Origin of the sequence: Marinobacter sp. ES-1, from assembly GCF_000475255.1 — a bacterium.
Classification (GTDB): domain Bacteria; phylum Pseudomonadota; class Gammaproteobacteria; order Pseudomonadales; family Oleiphilaceae; genus Marinobacter; species Marinobacter vinifirmus.
The window spans coordinates 51,964-75,578 of record NZ_AXBV01000053.1 but is presented as its reverse complement, the minus strand read 5'-3'; the positions used below and the strand labels follow the sequence as shown (position 1 = coordinate 75,578).

At 57.7% G+C, this 23,615-nt stretch carries 24 protein-coding genes and 1 tRNA gene; 15 read left to right on the top strand and 10 right to left on the bottom strand.

Going from position 1 to position 23,615, the window contains the following annotated elements:
• Positions 1–65 precede the first annotated feature (65 nt).
• The 5 genes from Q668_RS10360 (at position 66) to Q668_RS16880 (ending at position 4,710) form a co-directional block, all read left to right on the top strand.
• Positions 66–446: a PepSY domain-containing protein gene (locus Q668_RS10360; protein WP_011784787.1), complete on the top strand. Its 381-nt coding sequence runs from the start codon at positions 66–68 to the stop codon at positions 444–446.
• 54 nt (positions 447–500) lie between these two features.
• Entirely contained in the window at positions 501–974 is a 474-nt protein-coding gene (locus Q668_RS10355) for a DUF2271 domain-containing protein (RefSeq protein ID WP_011784788.1), read from the top strand.
• 22 nt (positions 975–996) lie between these two features.
• Positions 997–3,213, top strand: a complete 2,217-nt coding sequence (locus tag Q668_RS10350; protein ID WP_022989539.1) for a PepSY domain-containing protein — start codon at positions 997–999, stop codon at positions 3,211–3,213.
• A gap of 75 nt (positions 3,214–3,288) precedes the next feature.
• Positions 3,289–4,041, top strand: coding sequence for a VIT1/CCC1 transporter family protein (locus tag Q668_RS10345; protein ID WP_011784790.1), 753 nt, complete (start codon positions 3,289–3,291; stop codon positions 4,039–4,041).
• A gap of 309 nt (positions 4,042–4,350) precedes the next feature.
• Positions 4,351–4,710, top strand: coding sequence for a reverse transcriptase domain-containing protein (locus Q668_RS16880; RefSeq protein WP_227498341.1), 360 nt, complete (start codon positions 4,351–4,353; stop codon positions 4,708–4,710).
• Here Q668_RS16880 and Q668_RS10340 read toward each other — a convergent pair.
• The 5 genes from Q668_RS10340 to phnC are packed head-to-tail and all read right to left on the bottom strand — an operon-like array spanning position 4,625 to position 9,045.
• Complete coding sequence (locus Q668_RS10340) at positions 4,625–5,485, bottom strand: LysR family transcriptional regulator (RefSeq protein WP_011783503.1); 861 nt, start codon at positions 5,483–5,485, stop codon at positions 4,625–4,627. The genes Q668_RS16880 and Q668_RS10340 overlap by 86 nt on opposite strands.
• Positions 5,479–6,489: a phosphonate dehydrogenase gene (locus Q668_RS10335; RefSeq protein ID WP_011783502.1), complete on the bottom strand. Its 1,011-nt coding sequence runs from the start codon at positions 6,487–6,489 to the stop codon at positions 5,479–5,481. The genes Q668_RS10340 and Q668_RS10335 overlap by 7 nt, the downstream gene beginning before the upstream one ends.
• A 9-nt stretch (positions 6,490–6,498) precedes the next feature.
• Positions 6,499–7,329, bottom strand: a complete 831-nt coding sequence (gene phnE, locus Q668_RS10330; protein ID WP_011784781.1) for a phosphonate ABC transporter, permease protein PhnE — start codon at positions 7,327–7,329, stop codon at positions 6,499–6,501.
• Positions 7,330–7,339: 10 nt separating this feature from the next.
• Complete coding sequence (phnD, locus tag Q668_RS10325; RefSeq protein ID WP_011784780.1) at positions 7,340–8,203, bottom strand: phosphate/phosphite/phosphonate ABC transporter substrate-binding protein; 864 nt, start codon at positions 8,201–8,203, stop codon at positions 7,340–7,342.
• Complete coding sequence (phnC, locus tag Q668_RS10320; protein WP_011784779.1) at positions 8,200–9,045, bottom strand: phosphonate ABC transporter ATP-binding protein; 846 nt, start codon at positions 9,043–9,045, stop codon at positions 8,200–8,202. Before phnC ends, phnD begins: the two co-directional genes overlap by 4 nt.
• A 264-nt stretch (positions 9,046–9,309) precedes the next feature.
• Here phnC and Q668_RS16875 point away from each other — a divergent pair, with 264 nt between their 5' ends.
• On the top strand, positions 9,310–9,528 hold the full coding sequence (locus Q668_RS16875) for a phospholipase D-like domain-containing protein (protein WP_200861358.1): 219 nt from the start codon (positions 9,310–9,312) through the stop codon (positions 9,526–9,528).
• 173 nt (positions 9,529–9,701) lie between these two features.
• Here Q668_RS16875 and Q668_RS10315 read toward each other — a convergent pair.
• Both Q668_RS10315 and Q668_RS10310 read right to left on the bottom strand, forming a co-directional pair.
• A tRNA-Arg gene (locus tag Q668_RS10315) sits at positions 9,702–9,778 on the bottom strand.
• A 90-nt stretch (positions 9,779–9,868) separates the two neighbouring features.
• On the bottom strand, positions 9,869–10,414 hold the full coding sequence (locus tag Q668_RS10310; RefSeq protein ID WP_022989537.1) for a YaeQ family protein: 546 nt from the start codon (positions 10,412–10,414) through the stop codon (positions 9,869–9,871).
• A 70-nt stretch (positions 10,415–10,484) separates the two neighbouring features.
• Here Q668_RS10310 and Q668_RS10305 point away from each other — a divergent pair, with 70 nt between their 5' ends.
• The 6 genes from Q668_RS10305 (at position 10,485) to Q668_RS10280 (ending at position 15,111) form a co-directional block, all read left to right on the top strand.
• Complete coding sequence (locus Q668_RS10305) at positions 10,485–10,850, top strand: CidA/LrgA family protein (RefSeq protein ID WP_022989536.1); 366 nt, start codon at positions 10,485–10,487, stop codon at positions 10,848–10,850.
• Positions 10,843–11,556, top strand: a complete 714-nt coding sequence (locus Q668_RS10300) for an LrgB family protein (protein ID WP_022989535.1) — start codon at positions 10,843–10,845, stop codon at positions 11,554–11,556. Before Q668_RS10305 ends, Q668_RS10300 begins: the two co-directional genes overlap by 8 nt.
• Before the next feature lie 16 nt (positions 11,557–11,572).
• On the top strand, positions 11,573–12,862 hold the full coding sequence (gene pepQ / locus Q668_RS10295) for a Xaa-Pro dipeptidase (RefSeq protein WP_022989534.1): 1,290 nt from the start codon (positions 11,573–11,575) through the stop codon (positions 12,860–12,862).
• 98 nt (positions 12,863–12,960) lie between these two features.
• Positions 12,961–13,167 carry a bacterioferritin-associated ferredoxin gene (locus tag Q668_RS10290; protein ID WP_036219702.1) on the top strand — a complete coding sequence of 69 codons (207 nt, stop codon included), beginning with the start codon at positions 12,961–12,963 and terminating at the stop codon, positions 13,165–13,167.
• A gap of 102 nt (positions 13,168–13,269) precedes the next feature.
• The gene (gene bfr / locus Q668_RS10285) at positions 13,270–13,746 is read left to right on the top strand and encodes a bacterioferritin (protein ID WP_022989532.1); all 477 of its coding nucleotides are present in this window, start codon (positions 13,270–13,272) and stop codon (positions 13,744–13,746) included.
• A 9-nt stretch (positions 13,747–13,755) separates the two neighbouring features.
• Positions 13,756–15,111 (top strand): phosphomannomutase/phosphoglucomutase, encoded by a 1,356-nt coding sequence (locus Q668_RS10280; protein ID WP_022989531.1) that lies wholly within the window; start codon positions 13,756–13,758, stop codon positions 15,109–15,111.
• 219 nt (positions 15,112–15,330) lie between these two features.
• Here the strand turns inward: Q668_RS10280 and Q668_RS10275 are convergent, their stop codons facing one another.
• Positions 15,331–16,434, bottom strand: a complete 1,104-nt coding sequence (locus Q668_RS10275; protein WP_022989530.1) for a phospholipase A — start codon at positions 16,432–16,434, stop codon at positions 15,331–15,333.
• Between the two features lie 9 nt (positions 16,435–16,443).
• Entirely contained in the window at positions 16,444–16,785 is a 342-nt protein-coding gene (locus Q668_RS10270; protein WP_022989529.1) for a hypothetical protein, read from the bottom strand.
• 206 nt (positions 16,786–16,991) lie between these two features.
• Here Q668_RS10270 and Q668_RS10265 point away from each other — a divergent pair, with 206 nt between their 5' ends.
• Positions 16,992–17,408 (top strand): c-type cytochrome, encoded by a 417-nt coding sequence (locus Q668_RS10265; RefSeq protein ID WP_022989528.1) that lies wholly within the window; start codon positions 16,992–16,994, stop codon positions 17,406–17,408.
• Positions 17,409–17,455: 47 nt separating this feature from the next.
• On the opposite strand, the gene rep is transcribed toward Q668_RS10265, so the two are convergent.
• Positions 17,456–19,474: a DNA helicase Rep gene (gene rep / locus Q668_RS10260; protein ID WP_022989527.1), complete on the bottom strand. Its 2,019-nt coding sequence runs from the start codon at positions 19,472–19,474 to the stop codon at positions 17,456–17,458.
• A gap of 139 nt (positions 19,475–19,613) precedes the next feature.
• On the opposite strand from rep, the gene Q668_RS10255 reads away from it, so the two are divergent.
• On the top strand, positions 19,614–21,950 hold the full coding sequence (locus Q668_RS10255) for a Tex family protein (protein WP_022989526.1): 2,337 nt from the start codon (positions 19,614–19,616) through the stop codon (positions 21,948–21,950).
• A gap of 64 nt (positions 21,951–22,014) precedes the next feature.
• Positions 22,015–23,574 carry a glutamate--cysteine ligase gene (gene gshA / locus Q668_RS10250; protein WP_022989525.1) on the top strand — a complete coding sequence of 520 codons (1,560 nt, stop codon included), beginning with the start codon at positions 22,015–22,017 and terminating at the stop codon, positions 23,572–23,574.
• Positions 23,575–23,615: the final 41 nt, after the last annotated feature.

Sequence of the window (23,615 nt, the reverse complement as noted above, 5' to 3'; positions counted from 1 at the left end):
TTGTTCAGGTCGTTGTCAGGTTAGCGCCTTAGAGTGGATTTAACACAACCAGCAGGAGAGACACCATGAAGACCAAACCCATTATTCTGAGCCTGTCTTTGTTACTTCTGAGCGGTACCGCAGTGGCCGATGACGACTGCGATGATCCGGTGGCGAGTTGGCAGCCCCGTGAAAATCTGCGTGAAAAGCTGGAAGCCGAAGGCTGGACAGTTCACCGAATAAAGGTTGACGACGGTTGTTATGAAGTCCGGGGCCTCGATGCCGATGGGGTCAGGGCAGAAGCCTCTTTCGCGCCCGCTTCATTGACCATGATGAAATGGGAGCGTGAAGACAGTGACGATGAGGAGAGGGACCGCGGCAACAGGAAAAATGGACAGGACAATCCCAAAAGTCAGGCGCCACGCAACGGCATCGTCAAGGGGCGTCCCACGGTTACCGTTGAGTAACTGAGCGAATTTGCCCTGTTCCTTTAACGTTCATCAGGTTTTTGGAGACCATTTATGAAAACGTTTGTTCTCACTTGCAGCCTTTTCGCCGCCTTGGCTTTACCGGTATTCGCCCAGGCCCGTGACGTGACCTTCACTACGGAACTACAGAATTACGGCGGCGATGGAGCCTATCTGGCGCTGTATCTTACCGATGCCGCCGGAGAGTATCAGGGTACCCTTTGGGTTTCCGGGAAGAAATCTAAATACTACAAACACCTGGGAGGCTGGGCCCGGGGCAGTGGGCTTGATCCTGCAGAGTATGACGGCTTGACTGGCGCCAGTGTTACCAGTGGCCGCACGCTGAAAGTGACTCTGAACCTCGATGATTCGCTGATCGACAACGGCTATGAGGTTCGAGTCGACTCTGCTGTTGAAGATATGCGCGATATCAGAGCCGATGTGATAGCCCCCCTGACCACCGAAGGGTCCGGAAAGCCGGTTTCAGGACGTGGTTACGTGCGCGCTCTGACCTACGAGCTTCAATAATTCACCAGGAGCATCGGCTATTATGTTGCGCAAGTTCCACAGTTTACCGGGTTTGCTTGCAGGCGTGTTCCTGATCGTTCTCTCGGTCACGGGAGCTGTGTTGGCTTTGGCTCCGACGCTGGATAGAGTGTCAGCGGTCATTCCGGCTTCCGGTGAAGTCAGTATTGCCGAGCTGGCAGACCGGGTCGTTGCTCACTATCCCGGGACTGAGCAGATCGTGCGAGAGCCTTCTGGCAAGGTCATTGTCTATTACAGCCGTGACGGCCAGGCCGGTGCGGATCTGGTGAATCCGGTAACAGGTGAGGGCACGCCCTACGAACCTTCCGCATTCTTTGGCTGGATCAAGGATCTGCATCGTGCGTTTATGCTGGATGATGCCGGTAGAGCGCTGGCCGGCGTATTGGCTGTTTTGATGGTGCTTCTGTGTCTTTCGGGAATATTTTTGATAGCCCGGCGTACCGGGGGTTGGAAGAATATATTAAGACCGCTTTCCGGCTCAGGCGGGAAACGAATCCATGCCGAGCTGGCCCGGTTTGCCGTGCTCGGCCTACTGTTATCCGCTCTGACCGGTAGCTATATGTCGGCACAGCGCTTTGGTTTGCTGCCGGAAGCGCCTGACACAGGGCCAGGGTTTCCGGCTGAGGTCTCGGGCGGGCAACCATCGCCTGTGGGCACCTTAAAAGCGCTAGGCAATTTCGATCTTGGCGAACTCCGGGAACTGGTGTTTCCCTATCCCGGTGATCCGCAGGACGTCTATTCGCTGTCAACCGCCGGCGGCTCCGGATTCGTGGACCAGGCTACGGGCGAGTTGCTGCAGTTCCAGCCGCGCTCTGACAGCGGCGTATTGCAGGACTGGATTGTACGTTTGCACACCGGTGAAGGCCTATGGTGGCTTGGCCTGATTCTTGGCGCTGCGGCACTGACTGTGCCAGCTCTCTCGATAACAGGTGCAACCATCTGGTGGCAGCGTCGCCGGTCTTCAGGGCAGCTTCCTGACAACGCCGATGCCGCTCAGGCGGATACAATTATTCTGGTCGGCTCCGAAGGTAATGCCACCTGGGGATTTGCCCGGGAACTCCATAGCAGCCTGAATAAGGCCGGTTTCCGCGTGCATTGCAGCGAGATGAATGCCCTGGCTAAGCAGTATCCGCAGGCTTCCAGGCTGTTCGTGCTGACTTCGACATACGGCGATGGTGATGCACCCGCATCGGCCCGGCAGTTTATGGCCAGGCTCAAAGAATTCCGGGCTGAGAAGAACCTGCGATACACGGTACTGGGTTTTGGTGACCGGCAGTTTCCGAACTTCTGTCAGTTTGCCTTGTCGGTGGATACTGCGCTCGCCGGTAAAGGCGTCAGCCGTTTGCACGCCATTGAACTGATTGATCGGTGTTCTGCCTCGCAATTCAGTGAGTGGGGAAACCGGGTTGGTGAGGTTATCGGTACTCCGCTTTTCTTGAACTACTGTGCATTGCAGCCAGCAACGGTCAAACTGGAACTGGTAGAAAGGGCGGATTACGGGATTGCGGTTCAGGCGCCCACCAGTATCTTCCGGTTCAAACCGGCGGAGCAGGGCGGATGGCTAACGGCTTCTCCAAGAAGATTTAAAGCGCTGCCACCGTTCGAGGCGGGAGACCTTTTGGGGGTTATTCCCCCACACGGTCAACCCCCGCGGTTCTACTCGCTCGCGTCCTCGGCAAATGACGAAATTGTTGAGATATGCGTCCGTAAGCAGGCCGGCGGTCTTTGCTCCGGTTATTTGCATGACCTCAAGCCGGGTGATTGTATCGATGGCTTCATCCGCCCCAATCCAGGCTTTCGGCCAGCTACAGGTAGCCAGCCAGTTATCCTAATCGGTGCAGGTGCCGGCATTGGTCCGTTAACCGGTTTCATCAGAAACAATACCAGTTGCAACCCTATGTATCTGTACTGGGGCGGTCGCGATGCCAGGTCAGATTTTCTCTACCAACCTGAGCTTGGGCGCTATCTTGAGGATCATCGACTGAGCGGGCTGAACACAGCCTTCTCAAGAACAGACGAGCGCGCCTACGTGCAGGATAAGCTCAAACAGGATGAATTAGCCGTGCGACAGATGGTTAACACCGGTGCGCAGATACTGGTCTGTGGTGGCCGGGATATGGCGGCGGCTGTGCGGCAGGTTATAGAAGACATTCTCAAACCCTTGCACATCGATATTGAAACTCTGAGAGGCCAGGGACGTTATCTTGAAGATGTATATTGACAGATAAAGTGACAAGGTCGAACTGAGCCTATAATCCCAAAGCACCAAATCGCGTCCTGAACAGGAAGCTGAAAGATGCCATCCACAGAAAATGAAAGACTGCTCAGCGAGCACCAGCCTAATGCCGTTCGTGCACGGCTTGCTGGTCCCGTTAAGGCCTCGACGCTACCAGATGCTGTGCTTGGCGGCATCGATGGCTGCGTTACAACGTTTGCGGTTGTATCGGGTGCGTTCGGCGCAGGTTTCTCGCCACAGGTTGCGTTGGTACTCGGCTTTGCAAACCTGATTGCAGACGGCTTCAGCATGGCGGTAAGTAATTACGAAGCGGGCCAGGCGCAGTTGAATCAGATCAAATTTGCTGAACGCACAGAACGTGAACATATCCGTGCTGTGCCAGAAGGTGAACGTGAGGAAATTCGCCAGCTGTTTCAGGCGAAGGGATTCGACGGCGAATTGCTGGAGCAAGTAGTGGAGGCTATCAGTCGTAATCCCGATGTGTGGGTAGCAACCATGTTGCGAGAAGAGTACGGACTCTCGGGTGCCGGACTCAGCCCACGCCGAGCCGCGTTGACTACCTTCGCCGCATTTTTGTCGGTTGGTGCTTTACCTTTACTGCCTTATGCCATCCCGGGTATGGAGAGTCAGATTCAGTTCCTGACGAGTCTTGGTTTGGCAGGCGTCGTCTTCTTGGGTATCGGAATGCTTAAAAGTATCGTCTATGGCTTACCAGCAATGCGATCAGGACTCCGGACTTTGATCATGGGTACGGCCGCAGCGGGGCTGGCGTTTGCTACTGGGCATTTTGCGCAGGGGTTATTGGGGGGTTAGTTCTTCAGCGGTGAATAGACAATTTAACATAATATTCCCCTAAGAGCTGATATTCATTCGCGTACCCGCTATTGGAATTAACGGCGGATTTCTCGCTCTGTTCGCCCAATGAGTGTAGTTGCAGAATTGAATTTTTAAAGCACAACTCATGCTGAAATGAAAATTATTTAGCAAGGGCCAGTCGTCGACTAATTACTGCGCAACTTTATGAATTGTGGAAAAAATGGTGTCGATATCATTGATGCCAAAGGCTTAGCGTACAATTTTTTCCGTTTCGTGAACTGACCCCACCATTGCTCTGAATCCTGGGTGCTGCTGTATGTGAGGCGCTGGCTAACGGCACCGATGCAGACGAAAGATGGTAAGCAGGAACGACGGAACGTTGGCACACCACAAGGTGGCCCGTTATCGCCAGTTCTGGCAAACCTGTTTCTGCATTATGCATTGGATCGTTGGCTGACCGTTCGTCATCCGGATATCCCATTCTGCCGATATGCAGATGACGGAATACTGCGTTGTCGAAGTGAGCGTGAGGCTCAGTATCTGCATTCCCAGCTAGATATGCGTGAGGTGGACCCAATAGCTATTCACAGAGATGCCCAACAAACGAGTATACTGGCCTGTGTTTGTCCAGGCTGCTCGGATAAATCACCATCAGCTCCTTGCTAAGGCCAGGCTCACTCACGGGAATAGCCACCAGACTTCCATTTTGGACCTCCTCCCGTACAGAACTTTCAAGCACCAACGATGCGCCAAGTCCGACCTTAACCGCTTGCTTGACGGCTTCGGTGCTACCCAGCTGCATAGATACCGTCGGAAATGGCCCATGCTCACCGAAGTAGGTCGCCAAAAGCCGGCCAGTGCCGGTGCCGGGTTCGCCGCCGATCAGAGCCATGTTAGACAGCGTATCGCGGTCGATATCGGTTCGACGGGCTAACGGGTGACCAGGCGGAACGATTAGAACAACGGGCTCGTTACGCCACGCCTGAGCATGGAATCCGGGTAGATCATGCCACCACTCCATAATCGCCACGTCCAGCTCACCGTCCGATAAATGCCGTGCAATAGTCGGATTGGAATCTATTACCACATCCACCTCGGGCCCTACGCCCAGCTCCTTGTAACGACGGATGTAGGGCTGGAGCATATAAATCCCAATATTGGAGCTCGCCCCAACGCGAAGTCGAGCCTCCATAATGGAAGATCTCGCCTGCTCCTCCAGCCGGAGCAGACTTCGGGCAAAAGGCAACAAGGTTAAGGCAGCCCGGGTTGGCTCACAGCCAGAGCGCCCCCTGTGGACCAATAAAACGCCAAGTTGGTTTTCGAGTTTTTGAAGGTGCTGGGACAGTGTGGGTTGTGCGATGTCCAACTGGCGGGCTGCGGCCTGAAACCCGTTGTGGTCCAGCACCGCCACGAAACTCTTCAGCCAGACAAGATTCAGCATGGGCCGCTCTCGCGGCCACTGGGATCATTGATCGCATCACCCGGCCGCTCACCCCGAAGCACTTGCAGAATGTTCCGAGCAGCGCGTTGCTCGATAGCCAGACGCACCTGGCTGACTGCCGATCCGATGTGAGCAGTAAACAGCGTGTTGGGGTGGGCCCTGAGCCCCTGGGCGATCTCCCTCGGACGATCTTCTCTCGCCCAATCTTCCATCTCAAACACATCAGCGGCGTACCCCCCCAACTGACCGGATTGAAGCGCTTGCAGAACACTACCCTCATCCACCACAGATCCACGGCAGGGATTGATAAGGAATGCGCCCGGTTTCATTCCTGTTAGCGTTTCGCGATTAATGGTGTGGAGGGTTTGCTCATTGAGCGCCAGTGCCAGGATCACAATATCTGACTGGGCCAGCAGCATCTTGAGGGGAGTATGGGACAAACCCAGTGCCTGCTCATGCTGCACGGGTAAACGTTCCGGCTGGGAATAGATTAAATCCGCTCCCCATCCGTTCAGGCGCTGCGCCACCGCTTGGCCGATGGCCCCCATACCCACAATACCAATCCGTGAGCCTTCGATCCCCTGCCCATAGAAGCGTGGTGTCCAGCCAGTAAATTCACCGGATCGAACGAAGTGGTCCGCCGCCTTGACTTGTCGGGTGAGACTGATCGTCAGCCCGACCGTTAGCTCTGCAGTAGGCACGGTTAGCAAATCCGGTACAAATGTCAGCCAAACCCCATGACGCGTGCAGGCATCCACATCAAAGTTGTCATAGCCTTTCAGGGCTGCACCAATCACCTTCAAGCGCGGACACCCCTGTAGGAACTCCACTCCAACTCGGTCTGGCATGAACGCCATCATCGCATCAGCGTCTGCAACGCGCGCAGCCACTTCCTCCTGGGGCAACGTGGCGCCGGATTGGTTGGTGACCAGCTCGCAATCTTGGGCAAGTTCATCCAGAACACTGTCATGGATCTTATGGGTTATCACAACCTTGGGTTTCATCGACGTTCCTTATTTGAATTTCTTACGAAGGCGGCCACTGAGACTGTCCACGACGGTGACCATCAACAAGATGACAATGAGAATGGCGCTGACTTCCTGATACTGCATGATTCTCAGCGAGCCCATCAATTCGAAGCCAATACCACCGGCACCCACCATGCCCATTACGGTCGAGGCACGGAAATTGTATTCCCAGCGATAAATGGACACGTCCGCGAATTGAGGAAGTGCTTGTGGCAGCACGGCGTGATAGAGCACCTGCAAGCGAGTAGCGCCGGCAGCATCGGCCGCTTCCACTGGCGCCTCATCTACATGCTCAATCGCTTCGGCAAAAAACTTTCCAACCATGCCAATGGAGTGAAGACCGAGCGCCAGTACGCCAGGCAACGCCCCAAAACCAACAGCAGCCACGAAGATGATGCCCATGATCAGTTCCGGGACTGAACGCAAACCGTTTAAAAGGGTTCGAGTTACTTGGAACACCACCGGATGTGGAGAGGTGTTGCGCGCAGCCAGGAATGCCAGTGGCACAGACAAGGTTACTGCAATGGCAGTACCGGCAATGCTCATCGCAAGCGTGTCGATTAACGGCGACACCCAGCTGGCCACATTGGTGAAGTCAGGTGGAAGAGATTCGCCAATGAGTGTGCCTATGGCTGGCACGCCATTGGCAAGTGTATTGAAATTGAGCAGCCCTACGTACCAACTTGCGACAAAAATGATGAGCAGCACTAACAGCGACTGTCCGAGTTTTTTCCGCCAGCCTTTCGCGTGCTCATCCAGCACGGAGGCCGACGGGGCCGGCGACAGAGTCGCCGGTTCCGTCGTTGTATAGTTCATGGGGCACTCCTCACATTTTTGCGAAATCAAGATTGAGCAGGCCACCCATAGCGCGGATGACATCGTAATCTTCGTCGGTAATTGCCGCGAATCCCTCAGCCTTCAGGTTGTCGAGAATCTCCGGGTCATCGATCTGCAGAAAGGCTTTCTGAATGTTGCTCTTCAGCTCAGGGGCCAGGTTCGAACGCATGGCCCAGGGGTATTGAGGAAAGTCACCGCTGTAGCCCAGCACTTTGACCTTGCTCCGATCAATCAAACCGCGGTCCATCACATGCTCGAAGATAACTTCGGACAACCCTCCGGCGTCGGCATTGCCATTGGCGACGTTAACCGCAACAGCGTCATGGCTACCGACGAAATGAGCCTCATAGTCCTTTCCGGCTTCGAGCTCTGCCTTCTCAAGGAGTACGGTCTTGGGGATCAGGTGGCTGGAAGTGGATGCGCGGTCACCGTAGGCCATTTTCTTGCCTTTGATATCCGCGAAGGAGCCAACGCCAGAGTCCGCATTGGCAATAATGATGGAGCGATAAGTCGGCTTCCCGTCTACCACCATGGCGGCAAAGGGTTCAATGTCACTCTTACTCTTGGCCATCACATAGGACAACGGACCAAAGTAAGCCAGGTCAATTCGGCCAAAACGCATGGCTTCGATCATGGAGGAGTAATCGGTGGTAACAATCAGTTCTACTTCCTTACCAAGAGTGGTTTCCAGGTAATCCTTCAAAGGTTGGTTTCGCTTGATCAGTTCTGACGCGTTCTCATCCGGCAGCAAGGCAACTTTCAAAAGATCAGGGTCTGTATCTGCGGCATGGGCTGACCAATGGATGCCGAGCATCATTATCAGAGCCAGCAAAGAGTGAATCATTGTCTTCATTGTGCTATCTCCAGTACGTCTGTCGTTATCGGGGTGGTCTTAGGTTTATGGATGGCTGGTTTGCCTTCCGCAGCTACCACGCTGGGTGAACGGTGGTAAATCTCGTCCAGGTGTTTCGATTTCAGGTTTTCAGGAGCATCGTCAAAAACGATATGAGCGTTCGAAAGGCCGATGATCCGGTCTGCAAAACGCTGGGCGTATTCCAATTGGTGCAAGGAAATAACCGCGGTGATTCCATCTTCCTGACAAATATCGCGCAGTAGGCCGAGTACCTTTTCAGAAGTGGCCGGATCCAGGCTGGCAACGGGCTCATCGGCAAGAATCATGGATGGTTGCTGCACCAATGCTCTGGCGATTCCAACCCGCTGCTGCTGGCCGCCGGACAACTGATCTACTCGGGAAAGCGCTTTGTCAGCCAGACCTACGCGGTCGAGGCATTGCAGAGCCAACTCCAGGTCCTGCCGGGGCAGGGGAAGCAGGCTTCGCCAAGTACCGTGATACGCAAGTCTGCCTGTCAGCACATTCTGTAACGCGGTGTATCGTTCGATCAGCTGGTGATGCTGGAACACCATGGCGGTGCGGCTGCGGTGCTGTCGCAGGATTCTACGGTTGGTCAGTTCACCAAACTCGCCAGACACAACCTTCCCGGTTGTGGGCTTAACCAGGTGATTCAGTGAACGAAGCAGAGTGGATTTACCCGCGCCTGAAAGTCCCAGTAGCACGGTGAATTCGCCCTTGTGAAAGTGAACGTTGGTGGGTTTGAGCGCGAGGACGTTTCCCGGGTAGGTTACGCCCATACTCTCGACTCGAAGCATCACATTGGTTGATTGAGTTGGCGCCACAGGATCACCTTTTGCAATAAATAAGCTCGCCGTATTGCGAGTTACAATTGAACGGTAAAGCTGAGAGATGACACTGTCGTGTCACTGACGTGACAGGTTGATGAAGTGCTTTTGGTTCGCAAGGATTTTCCGAAGGGCTCTGTGAAATACATGGAGCTCAGCCAAAGTGGAACGAGCCACCCAGGAGCTTAAGCAACAAAAATTGCGTTCCACCGTCAGTCGGCGAATCTCACGGTACAGTTCGTCCGTGCTGAGTTCATCGAATTGCTTACCGACTATACTCTTGCCTTCGAGGAGGTCGGACGCGCAAAAGTTGCCGTTGCTGATGGAAGAATATGCTTTATAACCAGTGCTAATCTAACCGGCCACGCAATGGAAAAAAACATGGAGGCGGGCGTAATAATCCAAGGGGGAAGTATCCCGGAAACCCTAGAGAAGCATCTTGAGGCGTTGTTTAGCACTCAAATATTAAGGCGACTGTAGTCGAAATTATCGATCGATATTCGTGCCTAATTCGTCTGGCTTGCCAAACCGGGCAAAGGTCAGGAAAAAGATCGGAAGCTAATCTATGAAAAAGGCGTGGGCACTGTCAGGGCACCATTTGGGCACAAGCCAAAAAAAAGGACCTGCGCTTTCACGCAAGTCCTTGATATTCATGGCGCGCCCGAGAGGATTCGAACCTCTGACCTCTGCCTCCGGAGGGCAGCGCTCTATCCAGCTGAGCTACGGGCGCATTCGAAACCGCGAATTACTCGTCAATTTCGAGTGCGCAATCTTACGTGCGCGGGGGGCGTCTGTCCAGCCCCAGAGCTCAACTCATCCCTCAGATTTTCGGCATTTTCTGTTCGGGAGTAATGCTCACCAGATTGCTGTCGTTGCTGAGGGTCACTTCTCCGTCCTGTACGGATACCTGAAAGGTCATGGAGCGTTCTGCCAGGGCGGCCAGCTGGCTGGTTTGTTCGGCGGCCAGGTCGACAATGGTCAGGTTGCCAAATCGCTCCAGCTTGTTATGGTGCTTGTCCCACCACACAGGCACGCCGCGCCCGCCGTAGGTGTACAGGATCACCCTTTGTGAGCGGTTGCAGGCTTTGCGAATGCGGTCTTCTTCCGGCAGGCCCAGGTCTATCCAGAGTTCGATTTCATCGCTCAGGGATTTCTGCCACAGCTCCGGTTCGTCATCGGTGCTCAGGCCTTTGGTAAACTCCAGGGTGTCGCTGGCGTTCAGCGCGAAGGCCAACAGGCGTATCATCATGCGTTCATCGGTTTCTGACGGGTGGCGTGCCACGGTCAGGTGGTGGTCGGCATAATAGTGCCTGTCCATATTGGCAATATGGAGCGTGGCTTTGAAGATGGTGGCTTTCAGTGCCATTGAGCGTCCTGTGGTTTTGGTGGGCAGGGCATTAGTGTAAAGCAATTTCAGCGAGGCGGTGCATAGCGGTATGGTGTTGTTGCGGGGTTTTCTGGTTCTGGTGGTGTTCTTCCTGCTGGGTGAGGCGCTGCGGGTGCTGGCGGGTTTGCCGGTCAGTGGCGGGGTGCTGGGGATGGTGATGGCCACCTTTACCCTGATGCTGCGTGGCCAGGTCAGTGATGAGCTGGCAGAGGCCAGTCGGGGTCTGATTTCGGTGCTGGTACTGCTCATTACACCGGGGGTGGTGGGTGTATTTTTTATTGTCGACCAGTTCTACGGCCACTGGACAACGGTCATTGTCGCCCTGATTGCCGGTACGCTGCTGAGTGTACTGACCACCTTATGGCTGATGAAGAAGGTGTCGGAGAGCAGTGCGGGGGAGAAAAGCCATGAATAATGCCTTTGCCGAACTGCTCTCGGTCTGGACGGCGGGCCCGATGCTTTCCATCGCGCTTACGCTGGCGGCGTTCCTGGTGGCGAATTGGTTGTTTGCCCGCTTCCGTCGGCCGCTGTGGATGCCGCCGGTGCTGATTGCTGCGCTGTTGCTGGCCACCGTGGTGGCCCTCAGTGGCATCGGCTTTGAAGAGTACGAGCAGGGCGCCCGCTGGCTCACGGTGTTGCTGGGCCCGGCCACCGTGGCGCTTGGGGTGCCCCTGTATCAGCAAATGCACCACATTCGTGCGCTCTGGAAGCCCATCCTGGTGACCTTGCCCCTGGCGGCCACGCTGGCTGCAGTCTATGCCCTGGGGATTGCCTGGTTGATGGGGGCGTCGCCCCTGGTGTTGTCTTCCCTTGCGCCGAAGTCGGTGACAGCACCCATTGCTATGGGCATTGCCGAGCAGCTGGGTGGCTCTGTGTCGCTCACCCTGGGCGGCTTGCTGATTACCGGCGTACTGGCCTCGGTGTTTGTAGACTGGTGTGTCCGCTGGCTCAATATCAAGGACGACCGGATTATCGGTTTCGCACTCGGCCTGAATGGCCATGCTATTGGCACCGCCCGGGCGTTTGAAATCAGCCCGACAGCCGGCGCTTTTTCGTCTTTGGGGATGGGGTTGACCGGGGTGTTTACCGCCTTGTTCCTGCCGTTTACCTTTCCGTTCTAGGAGTTCTGCTTCCTTTATGCCAAACCAAGACATCCTCGACCTGCAGCCCACCCATATCCAGGAGCTGCAGAACCGGTACGAACAGGCACTGGCTGAGCACGGATACGACAGCCTGCTGATTGCCTCCGGCGCTGCCCCCTACCGGTACCGGGATGATCAAACATACGTGTTTCAGGGCTTCGGGCCGTTTCTGCACTGGACCGGTCTGGCCGGCCAGGAGCACAGCTGGCTGCTGATTCGCCCCGGCCACAAACCAGTGCTCTGGCTGTACCAGCCGGTGGATTTCTGGCATGCCAACCCGGCGATGCCTGAAGAACCCTGGCAAGAGGTTGTTGAAGTGCGCAGCCGGCAGCAGTCCGGCACCCCGGAGCTGGACAACCCGGGCCGGCTGGCGGTGATCGGCGATCCCCTGGTGCTTGAAGGCGTGCCGGGAGAGCATAACCCGGCGGCACTGGTGGCGGCTGTGGAAGAAACCCGGGTGCGCAAAACATCCTACGAAATCGAATGCCTGGCCCATGCCAACCGGATTGCCCTGGCTGGCCATAATGCCGCCCGGGATGCCTTCCTGGCTGGCGACAGCGAATTCGGGATCAGCCTCGCCTACCAACAGGCCACCGGCCAGCGGGAAGCCGAAGCGCCTTACCACAGCATCATCGGCCTGAACGAACACGCGGGCACCCTGCATTACCAGTATTACGATGTTCAGCCGCCGCGCAGGCCCCGCAGCCTGCTGATCGACGCGGGTGCGCGTTACCGGGGCTACTGTTCCGACATTACCCGCACCACGGCAGGGCCCGGGGAGCCGAGGTTCGCGGCACTGGTTCACGGCCTGGAAAAACTGCAGCTGCGGCTGTGCGAGATGGTGGCTCCCGGCGTGGATTATCTGGATATTCACCGCAAGTCCCATCAGGGCATCGCGGCCTTGCTGTCTGCGTCCGGCCTTGTTTCCGGGTTGAGTGACGAGGCGATCGTAGAGCAGGGCATCAGCCGGGCGTTCTTCCCCCACGGCATCGGTCATTTTCTGGGCATCCAGGTGCACGATGTGGCCGGCAAGCCGACGCCGCCACCGGAAGATGCGCCGTTCCTGCGCCTGACCCGCACCCTGGAAGAGGGCATGGTGGTCACCATCGAACCCGGCCTCTATTTTATTCCGTCACTGCTGGAGCCTGTGCTGAACGGGCCGCAGGCAAAGTACCTGAACCGGAGCCTGCTTGATGAACTGCAAGGCTGTGGGGGCATTCGTATTGAGGACAACGTGGCGGTCACGGCCTCCGGCACCCGCAACCTGACCCGGGAGTGGGTGTAGTCACTTTCTGCTACAAAATGTTTCGCAAAAGGGTTGCAATGTCGTTTGGTAATGACAATAATTATCACTAACTTTAACGCGGTTAGTGAGAGCGCCCTATGTACGTTTGCCTGTGTTTCGGCGTAACAGACAGAGAAATCCGCCAGGCCGCCGATAACGGAGTGTCGTCCATGCGCCAGCTGGGCAAAGAGCTCGGTGTCGGCCGGCAGTGTGGTCGCTGCGCCTGCATGGCCCGGGAAATCCTTCGGGAGTCCCGTACTCCGGACTACCTGGCCCTCGCCAATATGCTCGCCCAGCCGGCCTGAACCGGCGCCGCTGGGCAGAGTCTTTCCTCTCGGCAATTTTTTATCGGCCCCAAACCGTCTATCCTTGTAGCCTGAGACATTCGTTAAACAAGGACTCCGGTTATGAAAGGCGATAAGAAGGTCATCCAGTATCTCAACAAGGTTCTTGCCAACGAGCTGACCGCCATCAACCAGTATTTCCTGCATTCCCGCATGTACAAGGACTGGGGCATCAGCAAGCTGGCTGCCAAGGAATACGAAGAATCCATCGACGAAATGAAGCATGCCGACATGCTGATCGAACGGATCCTGTTCCTCGAAGGCCTGCCCAACCTGCAGGATCTCAACAAACTGCTGATCGGCGAGAATGTGGAAGAAATGATCCAGTGCGACCTGAAACTGGAAGAAATCGCCCACACCGACCTGAAAGAAGCCGTCATCTACTGTGAGCAGGTACAGGATTTCACCAGTCGTGAGCTGTTCCGCACTATCCTCGACAGCGAAGAAGAGCACATCGACTGGCTCGAAACCCAGCTCGAAATGATCTCCCAGATGGGCATCCAGAACTACATCCAGCTGCAATCCTCGGCTGCGGAGTAAGCATCGACAATGGATCTTTCCTGCTTCAAAGCCTATGACCTCCGGGGCCGGGTTCCAGACCAACTGAACCCGCCCCTGGCAGAAAAAATCGGCCGGGCCTATGTGGAAATCACCGGTGCAAAAAAAGTCATCGTCGGCTATGACATCCGCCTGTCCAGCCCGGAAATCTCCGAGGCGCTCAGCTCCGGCCTGATGGCGGCCGGTGCCGACGTTTACGACATCGGCCTGTGTGGCACCGAACAGGTGTACTTTGCCACCAGCCACTACGGCATGGACGGCGGCATCATGGTCACCGCCAGCCACAACCCGAAAGACCACAACGGCATGAAAATGGTCGGCCCCCAGTCCCGGCCCATCAGCTCCGATAACGGCCTGAACGACATCCGGGACCGCGTGCGCGAACCCTTTTTTGATGCGCCGGAGCAGGGCAGGTACGAAACCCTGGAAGTGATGGCCGCCTACACAGACCACCTATTGGGCTACATCGACGCCAGCTCCCTCAAGCCCATGACCATCGTCTGCAACGCCGGCAACGGCGGCGCTGGTCTGGTGATTGATGAACTGGAACAACACCTGCCGTTCGAATTTATCAAAGTGCACCACCAGCCGGACGGACACTTCCCCAACGGCGTACCCAACCCCATCCTGCCGGAAAACCGCACCGCCACGGCAGATGCCGTCATCGAACACGGCGCCGCCATGGGCATCGCCTGGGACGGCGACTACGACCGCTGCTTCTTCTTCGACGAAACCGGCCGCTTCATCGAAGGCTACTACATCGTCGGCCTACTGGCGGACCAGTTCCTCAGAAAAACCGGCGGTGGAAAAGTCATCCACGACCCCCGCCTCACCTGGAACACCCAGGACGTGGTTGAAGCCGCCGGCGGCGAAGCCATAGAAAGCAAAACCGGCCACGCCTTCATCAAACAAAGAATGCGCGACGAAGACGCCGTCTACGGTGGCGAAATGAGCGCCCACCACTACTTCCGCGACTTCGCCTACTGCGACAGCGGTATGATCCCCTGGCTGCTCATCGCCGAACGCCTGTGCCAGAGCGGCCAAACCCTGTCGTCCCTCATCGACGCCAGAATAAAAGCCTACCCGGCCAGCGGCGAAATCAACCGCACCATAGCCGACCCCGCCAAAGTCCTCGCCGCGATGGAAGCCCTCTACAGCCCCGGCGCCAAAAACGTCAGCTACGTAGACGGCCTGAGCGTAGAGTTCGACAACTGGCGCTTCAACCTGCGCATGTCCAACACCGAACCGGTGGTTCGCCTGAACGTGGAAGCACGGGCGGACAAGGCCTTGATGGAAAAGAAAACGGAAGAACTACTGGCGGAAATGGAGAGATTAAACAGAGGCTGACGCCGGGCGAAACCTTAAACAGGACGGGATTGTCTGTTGGACGGCTGGAATGCTGTTCGGGGGCTGGGTGAGGGTGCCCCTTTCTGAAACTGTGCGGAGCCATGGATGGCGGAGCCCAAGCGCCACAGGGACGTGCCGCAAGGAGCGTGTTTCAGAAAGGGGTGCCCTCACCCAGACCTTGCAACCCAAGCCTAGCGTGACAAAGGCTTTGCACCCCACTCAAAGCCAGTCATTCAGCATAATGCCGATACCAAACCGCTCAATCCGCTCATTGTAGTCAATCAAACTCTCCCCATACCCGTTGTAATACTGGAAAAACCCCTTCAACGTCTCCCCGATAGGAAAGCTGTACCCAAACTCCACCGACGTCCGGTTATCCGACCGCAAATTATTCAGCAACTTCAGCGAAAACGTCCGATCCTCCGTCAGCTTGTACACCGCGTTATAACTTGCGTGCCCAAGATACCGCTCGATATCCGCATTATCATTCTCGCTGGAACTCTCCGGCAGCCGGTACCACGGCTCCACCTGGAACAGCCATCGGTCATAGCTGTAGGCGGCGGACGCCTTAATCCGGTTCCAGCTCCGGGACCGGGGGTCCGCCTGGCCGTTGGACTGGTGGTTGAAGCCGATGGTGATCCCGTTCAGGGTACCCGGCCCGATATCCCAGTCCAGCTGGTGCCGGAAAAACAGCTCGGGCTCGTAATTGGTCTCTCGGAAAGGCGCTGATTCGTCCTGGTTGTACACCTGCCAGAACGACTTCTGGGTATAGCCGAACCAGAACGTGGTGCGCTTATCAAAGAAGCCGGTCAGCAACGGTACCTTGAAACTGATCTGGTACTTCGCTTCCTCATTCTCCAGGAAGTAGTCGTAGCCAGTGGTGCCCAGCCGCGGGCTGACCGGGTTCGGGTTGGGGTGGTCTACCCAGGTCAGCGGAAGGATGTAGTTGGGCTTGTGGGTTACCAGGCTACCGGCAAAGGAAAACACCGCCTGCTCGGCCGCCAGGTAATTATTCACCAGTGACTTCATGACCCCTTCGTCCGGGTCATCCTCCAGGGCGTTGCCGACAATCTCCGCGCGGGTCTCCTTGTCGGCAGCCAGTTGTTCCGCCTGTGCTTCAGAGGTTTCCAGTGCCTCTTCGCTGGCGTTATCCCGGGCTGTCTGGGGATCATTCCGGGCGTCGTAGCAGGCCAGCCGCTGCACGCCGTCCCGGATCAGGGCGCAGTTTACGGAGCTGTCGCCGGTATCCTGGGCGAAACTCACCGGGCTTGCCGTCAGCGCAAATACAACGAAGGTAAGGGGAAAACGGGCGGTCAGGTGCATGGTGTGTCCTTACTGGCTGGCGGTCAGGCTGAGCCAGGTGTTGGCAATGCCATACACCCAGACGCCCAGCAGGGTTAAGGTCAGAAGCGCAAAAATAATCCGGTGCCGGGTGCGGCGGTCATCGCTGACCGAGGCTACCCAGCGCAGGTACATCAGGCCGATAAAGCTGAGAAAAACACCCAGGCTGGCCACCGCAGGAACCAGCAGCCAGGCCGGATGCACCGGGTTGCCGGCGCTGGACAGGTTGCTGAACCAGCCCATGGACACCAACAGGACAGCCAGGCTGGAGAATTCCAGGATCAGCAGGGATTTGCGTCGTTTATCCGGGCGTGGGGCGGGCGTCTGTGGCATGGTCGGGCTCTAGGTACCTGGTGGAGGAATGTCGGATGGCTATGGTAACCGGAAACGGTAACAGTTCAGATACACCCTACGAAACTGTCACTAAAATGGTTGAAATCAATTTCTGATTCTGCCATTTGGTTTTTTTGCCGGGGCACAGTCGCTATAATGCGGCGACCGAAAGATTATAACGCTCAAATGCGAGGTGCATTGTGAAGATGAAGAGAGTCCTGGCTGTAGTTCTGCTTGGTTTTGGCCTGGCCGCCGGCGCCGCAGTAGCAAGTGTTGAAGACGAAATCCGTGACCGCATCAAGCCCGTTGGTGAAGTGTGCCTGCAAGGTGAAGAGTGTGGTGAGGCGGTTGCCGCCCCTGCCCAGGCTGCCAGCTCAGGCCCGCGTTCCGGCAGCGACGTTTATAACTCCGCCTGTACTGCTTGTCACGCCACCGGTGCTGCCGGTGCGCCGATTGTGGGCAATGCCGACCAGTGGGCGCCCCGCATCGAGCAGGGCCTGGAAACCCTGATCAGCCATGCCATCAACGGCTTTAACGCCATGCCGCCGAAAGGTGCCTGTGCCAGCTGTTCTGATGAAGAAATTGTTGCCGCCGTTGAACACATGGTGGAATCAAGTCAGTAATCCCTGGCTTGTGACACAAAACCCCGCTCGTGCGGGGTTTTGTCGTTTTACAGGCCCAGGTCGCCAATCAGGGCGCTGAGAGTGGCCTTGCCCTTTTTCTGGTTGGCCTGCTGGTCTGATTCGCCCAGCCCCTCCCATTTCACATCGTCTTCCGGCAGTTCATCCAGGAACCGGCTGGGAATGGTCTCCAGTTTTTCCCCGTATTGCTTGCGTGAGGCAGCATAGGTCAGCGCCAGGGTTTCCCGGGCCCGGGTGATGCCTACATACATCAGGCGCCGTTCTTCCTCTACATTGCCTTCCTCTATGCTGCTCCGATGCGGCAGGATCTCCTCTTCCAGGCCCATAATGAATACGTGGGGGAACTCCAGGCCCTTGGAAGCATGCAGGGTCAGCAGCTGAACCTTGTCGCTGTCGTCTTCCTCTTCCCGCTGCTCCATCATGTCGCGCAGCACCAGCTTGGCGATGGCATCCTCGATGCCGATCTCGTCGGCCGTGCCTTTGCCGTCGTCCAGCATGCGCTGGATGGACTCCACCAGGTACCAGATGTTCTCCATGCGCCGTTCGGCCTGTTTCGGGCTGCCGGAATGCTGGTGCAGCCACTCTTCGTATTCGATGTCGGTGAACAGCTGCTTGATCACCGGAATCGGGTCTTCCGAGAACAGGCGCTCGCAGGTCTTGTCTACCCAGTGGGCGAACCGGCGCAGCCGGTCCAGGCCTTTCTCGGTTACGTGAGTTTCCGCACCCATATCCCCCAGCGCCTTGAACAGGCTGACGTTGCGGGAGCGGGCATAGTGGCTGAGTTGCTCCAGGGTGCGCGGGCCGATTTCCCGGCGCGGCACGTTCACCACCCGCAGGAAGGCGGCATCGTCGTCCGGGTTGATCATCAGCCGCAGGTACGACATCGCATCCTTGATCTCGTTCTTGGAGAAGAACGACTGGCCGCCGGAGATGCGGTAGGGAATCTGGTAGGCCTGCAGCTTCATCTCCAGCAGTCGGGCCTGGTGATTGCCCCGGTAAAGAACGGCGAAATCCTTGAAATCCAGGCCGTTCTTCAGCTTCTGGTCGAGAATTTCGGTGGCCACCCGCTCGGTCTCGGCGTCTTCGTTGCGGCAACGTATGATGCGGATTTCGTCACCCACGGTGTGGTCGCTCCACAGGGCTTTCTCGAACACGTGGGGATTGTTGGCAATCACCGTGTTGGCGCAGCGCAGGATCCGGCTGGTGGAACGGTAGTTCTGCTCCAGTTTGACGATTTTCAGGCTCGGGAAGTCTTCCTTCAGCTGGGCCAGGTTTTCCGGCCGGGCGCCGCGCCAGGCGTAGATGGACTGGTCATCATCGCCCACCACGGTAAACGCGGCCCGCTCGGCCACCAGTTGTTTCACCAGCTCGTACTGGCACACGTTGGTGTCCTGGTACTCATCCACCAGCATGTAGCGGATTTTCCGGCGCCACTTGGCCAGCACCTCCGGGTTGTCCCGGAACAGCTGCACCGGCAGCAGGATCAGGTCGTCAAAATCTACCGCGTTGTAGGCTTTCAGGTATTCGTTGTAGTGCCTGTAAACGATGGCAATGCGCTGCTCACGCTCGTCTGCCGCCTTGCTGTAGGCCTCGGAGGGGCTGCGCATGGCATTCTTCCAGGACGAGATGGTCATCTGCACATCGTTCAGCTCGTCACCGGCCTCGGCGCTGGCTTCGCGCAGCATCAGGTCTTGCAGCAGGGCCTTGGCATCTTCGGCATCGAAGATGGAGAAGCCGGGGTGATAACCCAGGTGGGCATGCTCCTCCCGGATCATGTTCAGGCCCAGGTTGTGGAAGGTGGAGACAATCAGCCCCCGGGTTTTGCCCCGGTCCACAATGCGCCCGACCCGCTCTTTCATTTCCCGGGCGGCCTTGTTGGTAAAGGTGACGGCGGCAATGTGCCGGCCCGGAATGCCCAGTTCTTCAATCAGGTAGGCGATCTTGCGGGTGATCACGCTGGTCTTGCCACTGCCGGCGCCCGCCAGCACCAGCAGGGGGCCGTCGGCGTAGCGAACCGCTTCGCGCTGTCTGGGGTTGAGCTTGTTCACGATAAAGACGCCAGAGAATAAACCGGGGTGAGTGTTGCGTCCGGCTATTCTACACCACCACGCCGCATCCAGCTTGCCTGCAACACCAAGCCGCTGTACCTTTGCCCATTAATTTTGTAAGCAAGATAACAGAGGTCGCATGAACAGTATCTCCCGGCGCATTGCTGATGAACTCGGCGTACGTGAGCAGCAGGTAAACGCCACAGTCGCCCTGCTGGATGAAGGTGCCACCGTTCCGTTTATTGCCCGTTACCGGAAAGAAATCACCGGCTCCCTGGACGACAGCCAGCTGCGTACCCTGGAAGAGCGGCTGCGTTACCTGCGGGAGCTGGAAGACCGCCGGGGCACTATCCTCAACAGCATCGAGGAGCAGGGCAAGCTGACCGACGAGCTGCGCACGGCCATCGAGGCGGCAGACACCAAGAACCGCCTGGAAGACCTGTACCTGCCCTACAAGCCCAAGCGGCGCACCAAGGCCCAGATTGCCAAGGAGGCGGGGCTGGAACCGCTGGCGGACGCCCTGTTTGATGACCCCACACTGGACCCGGAAGCCACCGCTGCCGGCTACCTGAATACCGAAGCCGGCATTGACGACACCAAGGCTGCGCTTGATGGCGCCCGCTACATCCTGATGGAGCGCTTTGCCGAAGATGCCGAGCTGCTGGGCGCGCTGCGGGATTTCGTGTGGCAGGAAGGCCAGCTGAAGGTCAGCGTGGTGGAAGGCAAGGAAAACGAAGGTGCGAAATTCCGCGATTACTTCGACCACATCGAGCCGCTGAAGAAGGTTCCTTCGCACCGGGCCCTGGCCATTCTGCGTGGCCGCAATGAAGGCATCCTGGCCTACAGCCTTGTGATGGGTGATGCCGAAGACGACCGCCGCCAGCCCCATCCGGCGGAGCAGCGCATCGCCGCCCACTGGCGCATTCGCGACAACGGCCGTGCCGCCGACAAATGGCTGGGCGAGGTGGTGCGCTGGACCTGGCGGGTGAAGCTCTCTACCCAGATTGAAACCGACCTGATGTCCCAGGTACGCGAAGCCGCTGAAGCCGAAGCCATCAACGTGTTTGCCGCCAACCTGAAAGACCTGCTGTTACTGGCTCCTGCCGGCCCGCGCCCGACCCTGGGCCTGGACCCCGGCCTGCGTACCGGTGTGAAAGTGGCGGTGATTGATGGCACCGGCCAGGTGGTCGACCACGGCGCGATTTACCCCCATGCGCCCAAAAATCAGTGGGAGCCCTCCATTGCCCAGCTGGCGGCCTGGTGCCAGAAGTACAAGATTGAGTTGGTAGCCATCGGTAACGGCACTGCGTCCCGGGAAACCGAGAAGCTGGTGGGCGACCTTTGCAAGCGTTACCCGGAACTGAAGCTGGCCCGCATTGTGGTGAATGAATCCGGTGCGTCGATTTACTCGGCTTCCGAATTTGCCTCCAGGGAGCTGCCGGACCTGGACGTCACCATCCGGGGTGCAGTGTCCATTGCCCGCCGTTTGCAGGACCCGCTGGCAGAGCTGGTGAAAATTGAGCCCAAGTCCATCGGCGTGGGCCAGTACCAGCATGATGTGTCCCAGGTTCAGTTATCCCGCAGCCTGGATGCGGTGGTGGAAGACTGTGTAAACGGGGTAGGGGTAGACCTGAACACCGCGTCTGTGCCGTTGCTCACCCGGGTGTCCGGCCTGAATCAGAGCATTGCCCAGAACATCGTCGATTTCCGCAACCAGAACGGCAAGTTCGTCAGCCGCAAGCAGCTGATGAAAGTCTCCCGGCTGGGTGAGCGCACCTTCGAACAGGCTGCCGGCTTCCTGCGCATTGCCGGTGGCGATAACCCGCTGGACCGCTCGTCTGTGCACCCGGAAGCCTATGGCGTGGTGGAAGCCATTGCCCAGCGCAACGGCAAGAAAGTGGACGACATTATTGGCGACTCTGCGTTCCTGCGCAGCCTCAACCCGCAGGATTACGTGACCGAGCAGTTCGGCCTGCCCACAGTGAAAGATATCATCTCCGAGCTGGAAAAGCCGGGCCGGGACCCGCGTCCGGAATTCCGTTTCGCCCACTTCGAGGAAGGGGTGGAAACCCTGAACGACCTGAAGCCGGGCATGGTACTGGAAGGGTCTGTCACCAACGTGACCAACTTCGGCGCCTTTGTCGACATCGGTGTGCACCAGGACGGTCTGGTACATATCTCCGCTCTGTCCCATACTTTCGTCAAAGACCCGCGTGAAGTGGTAAAAGCGGGTGATATCGTTAAGGTCAAAGTGATGGAAGTGGACATTCCCCGTAAACGGATTGCCCTGTCCATGCGTATGGATGACCAGCCCGGTGCCGAGACGTCTTCAAAGCCGGCCCGTGGCGCCGATCGCAGTGGTGGCCGCGGTAACGACCGCAAGCCTCGTGGCGGTCAGGGTTCGCAGCCCGCGCAGGGTGCCATGGCTGGCGCGCTGGCACAGGCACTGGCCTCTGCCCGTAAAGGCGGCCGTTAAACCACTTCCTTGAATCAATGGCGGTTGCCCCATGCAAGTGTAGCCGCTTCAACAGGAGCCAATCATGGCAGATTCCCGCCATTCCCTGCTTCAGCAATTTGCCGCCAGTGACTGGAGCGGTTTTCTGAAAGGTGTCGAGAAAGAAGGCCTGAGGGTGGATGCCAACGGCTTCATCGCCCAGACCCCCCACCCGGAGGCGCTGGGCTCTGCCCTGACTCACGGCCGGATAACCACCGACTACTCCGAAGCCCTGCTGGAGCTGATTACCCCGGTGTTCAGCAGCACCGGTGCCATGCTGGAGTCGCTGCGCGACACCCACCGGTATGTGCAGCAAAACCTGGGTGATGAAGTGTTCTGGGCAGCCAGCATGCCCTGTGAAATCGATGGCGACGAGAGTATTCCCATTGCCGAATACGGTCGTTCCAACATTGGTCAGCTCAAGCACGTGTATCGCCGGGGCCTGGCGGTGCGCTATGGCCGGGTGATGCAGAGCATTGCCGGTGCCCACTACAACCTGTCGCTGCCCGACAGCTTCTGGCATAAGTGGCAGGCAGTCACGGGCAATAGCGATTCCCTGCAGGATTTCAAATCTGACCAGTACTTCTGGCTGATCCGCAACTTCCGTCGCCGCAGTTGGCTGCTGATGCTGCTGTTCGGGGCGTCTCCGGCGTTGGATGCCAGCTTTGTGGCCAACATGAAGCACGATCTCAGCCGCTTCGACGACCGCACATGGTACGGCCAGTATGCCACCTCCCTGCGCATGGGAGACCTCGGCTACCACAACAATGCCCAGGCTTCCCTGAACATCTGTTTCAACGAACTGGCTACCTACACCCGCACCCTGGACCGCGCCATCCACACCAACTGGCCGGCCTATGAGGCCATCGGCACCCAGCGCGACGGCGAGTTCATCCAGATCAACACCAGCGTCCTGCAGATTGAGAACGAGTATTACAGCGCGGTGCGCCCGAAGCGCACCACCCGGCGCGGCGAGAAGCCGATACAGGCACTGGATGCCCGGGGCGTGGAGTACATCGAAGTGCGTTGCCTGGACCTCGATCCTTTCTCGCCGGTCGGCGTGAACCAGGCCCAGGTTGATTTCCTGGACCTGTTCCTGCTCGATTGCCTGCTGACCGACTCGCCGCGCATTGGCGACGAAGAATGCGAGCGGCTGGATGACAACTACAAGGATGTCGTGGCTTCCGGCCGCTGGCAGGAACTGGCCCTGTGCCGGGCAAACGGCGAACGGGTGCCTGTCGGCAACGCCGCCCGGGAACTGCTGGACCGGCTGCAGCCGCTGGCGGAACAACTGGACAGCTGGGAGCAGGGTGAGACCTACCGCAACGCCCTGGCCGCACAGCGCGACAAGCTGCAGGGCTCAGACTGGGCGGTACCTTCCGCCCGGGTGCTCGATGCTATGAGTGCGTCCGGCCTTGGCCATCGGGAGTGGACCCTGGAAATGTCCCGCCAGCATCAGCAAACCCTCCGTAATGAGGCTCTGGCGCCGGATGTGCTGTCGGCTTACCAGGCCATGGCCCGGGAATCGCTGGCGGAGCAGCAGGCGATGGAAGCGGCCGATACCCAGCCGTTCTCCGAATTCCTGGCAGACTACCTGAAAGCCTGAAAGCGACCTGACTCACAGAAAGTGTTTTTGCCGCTTGCCGC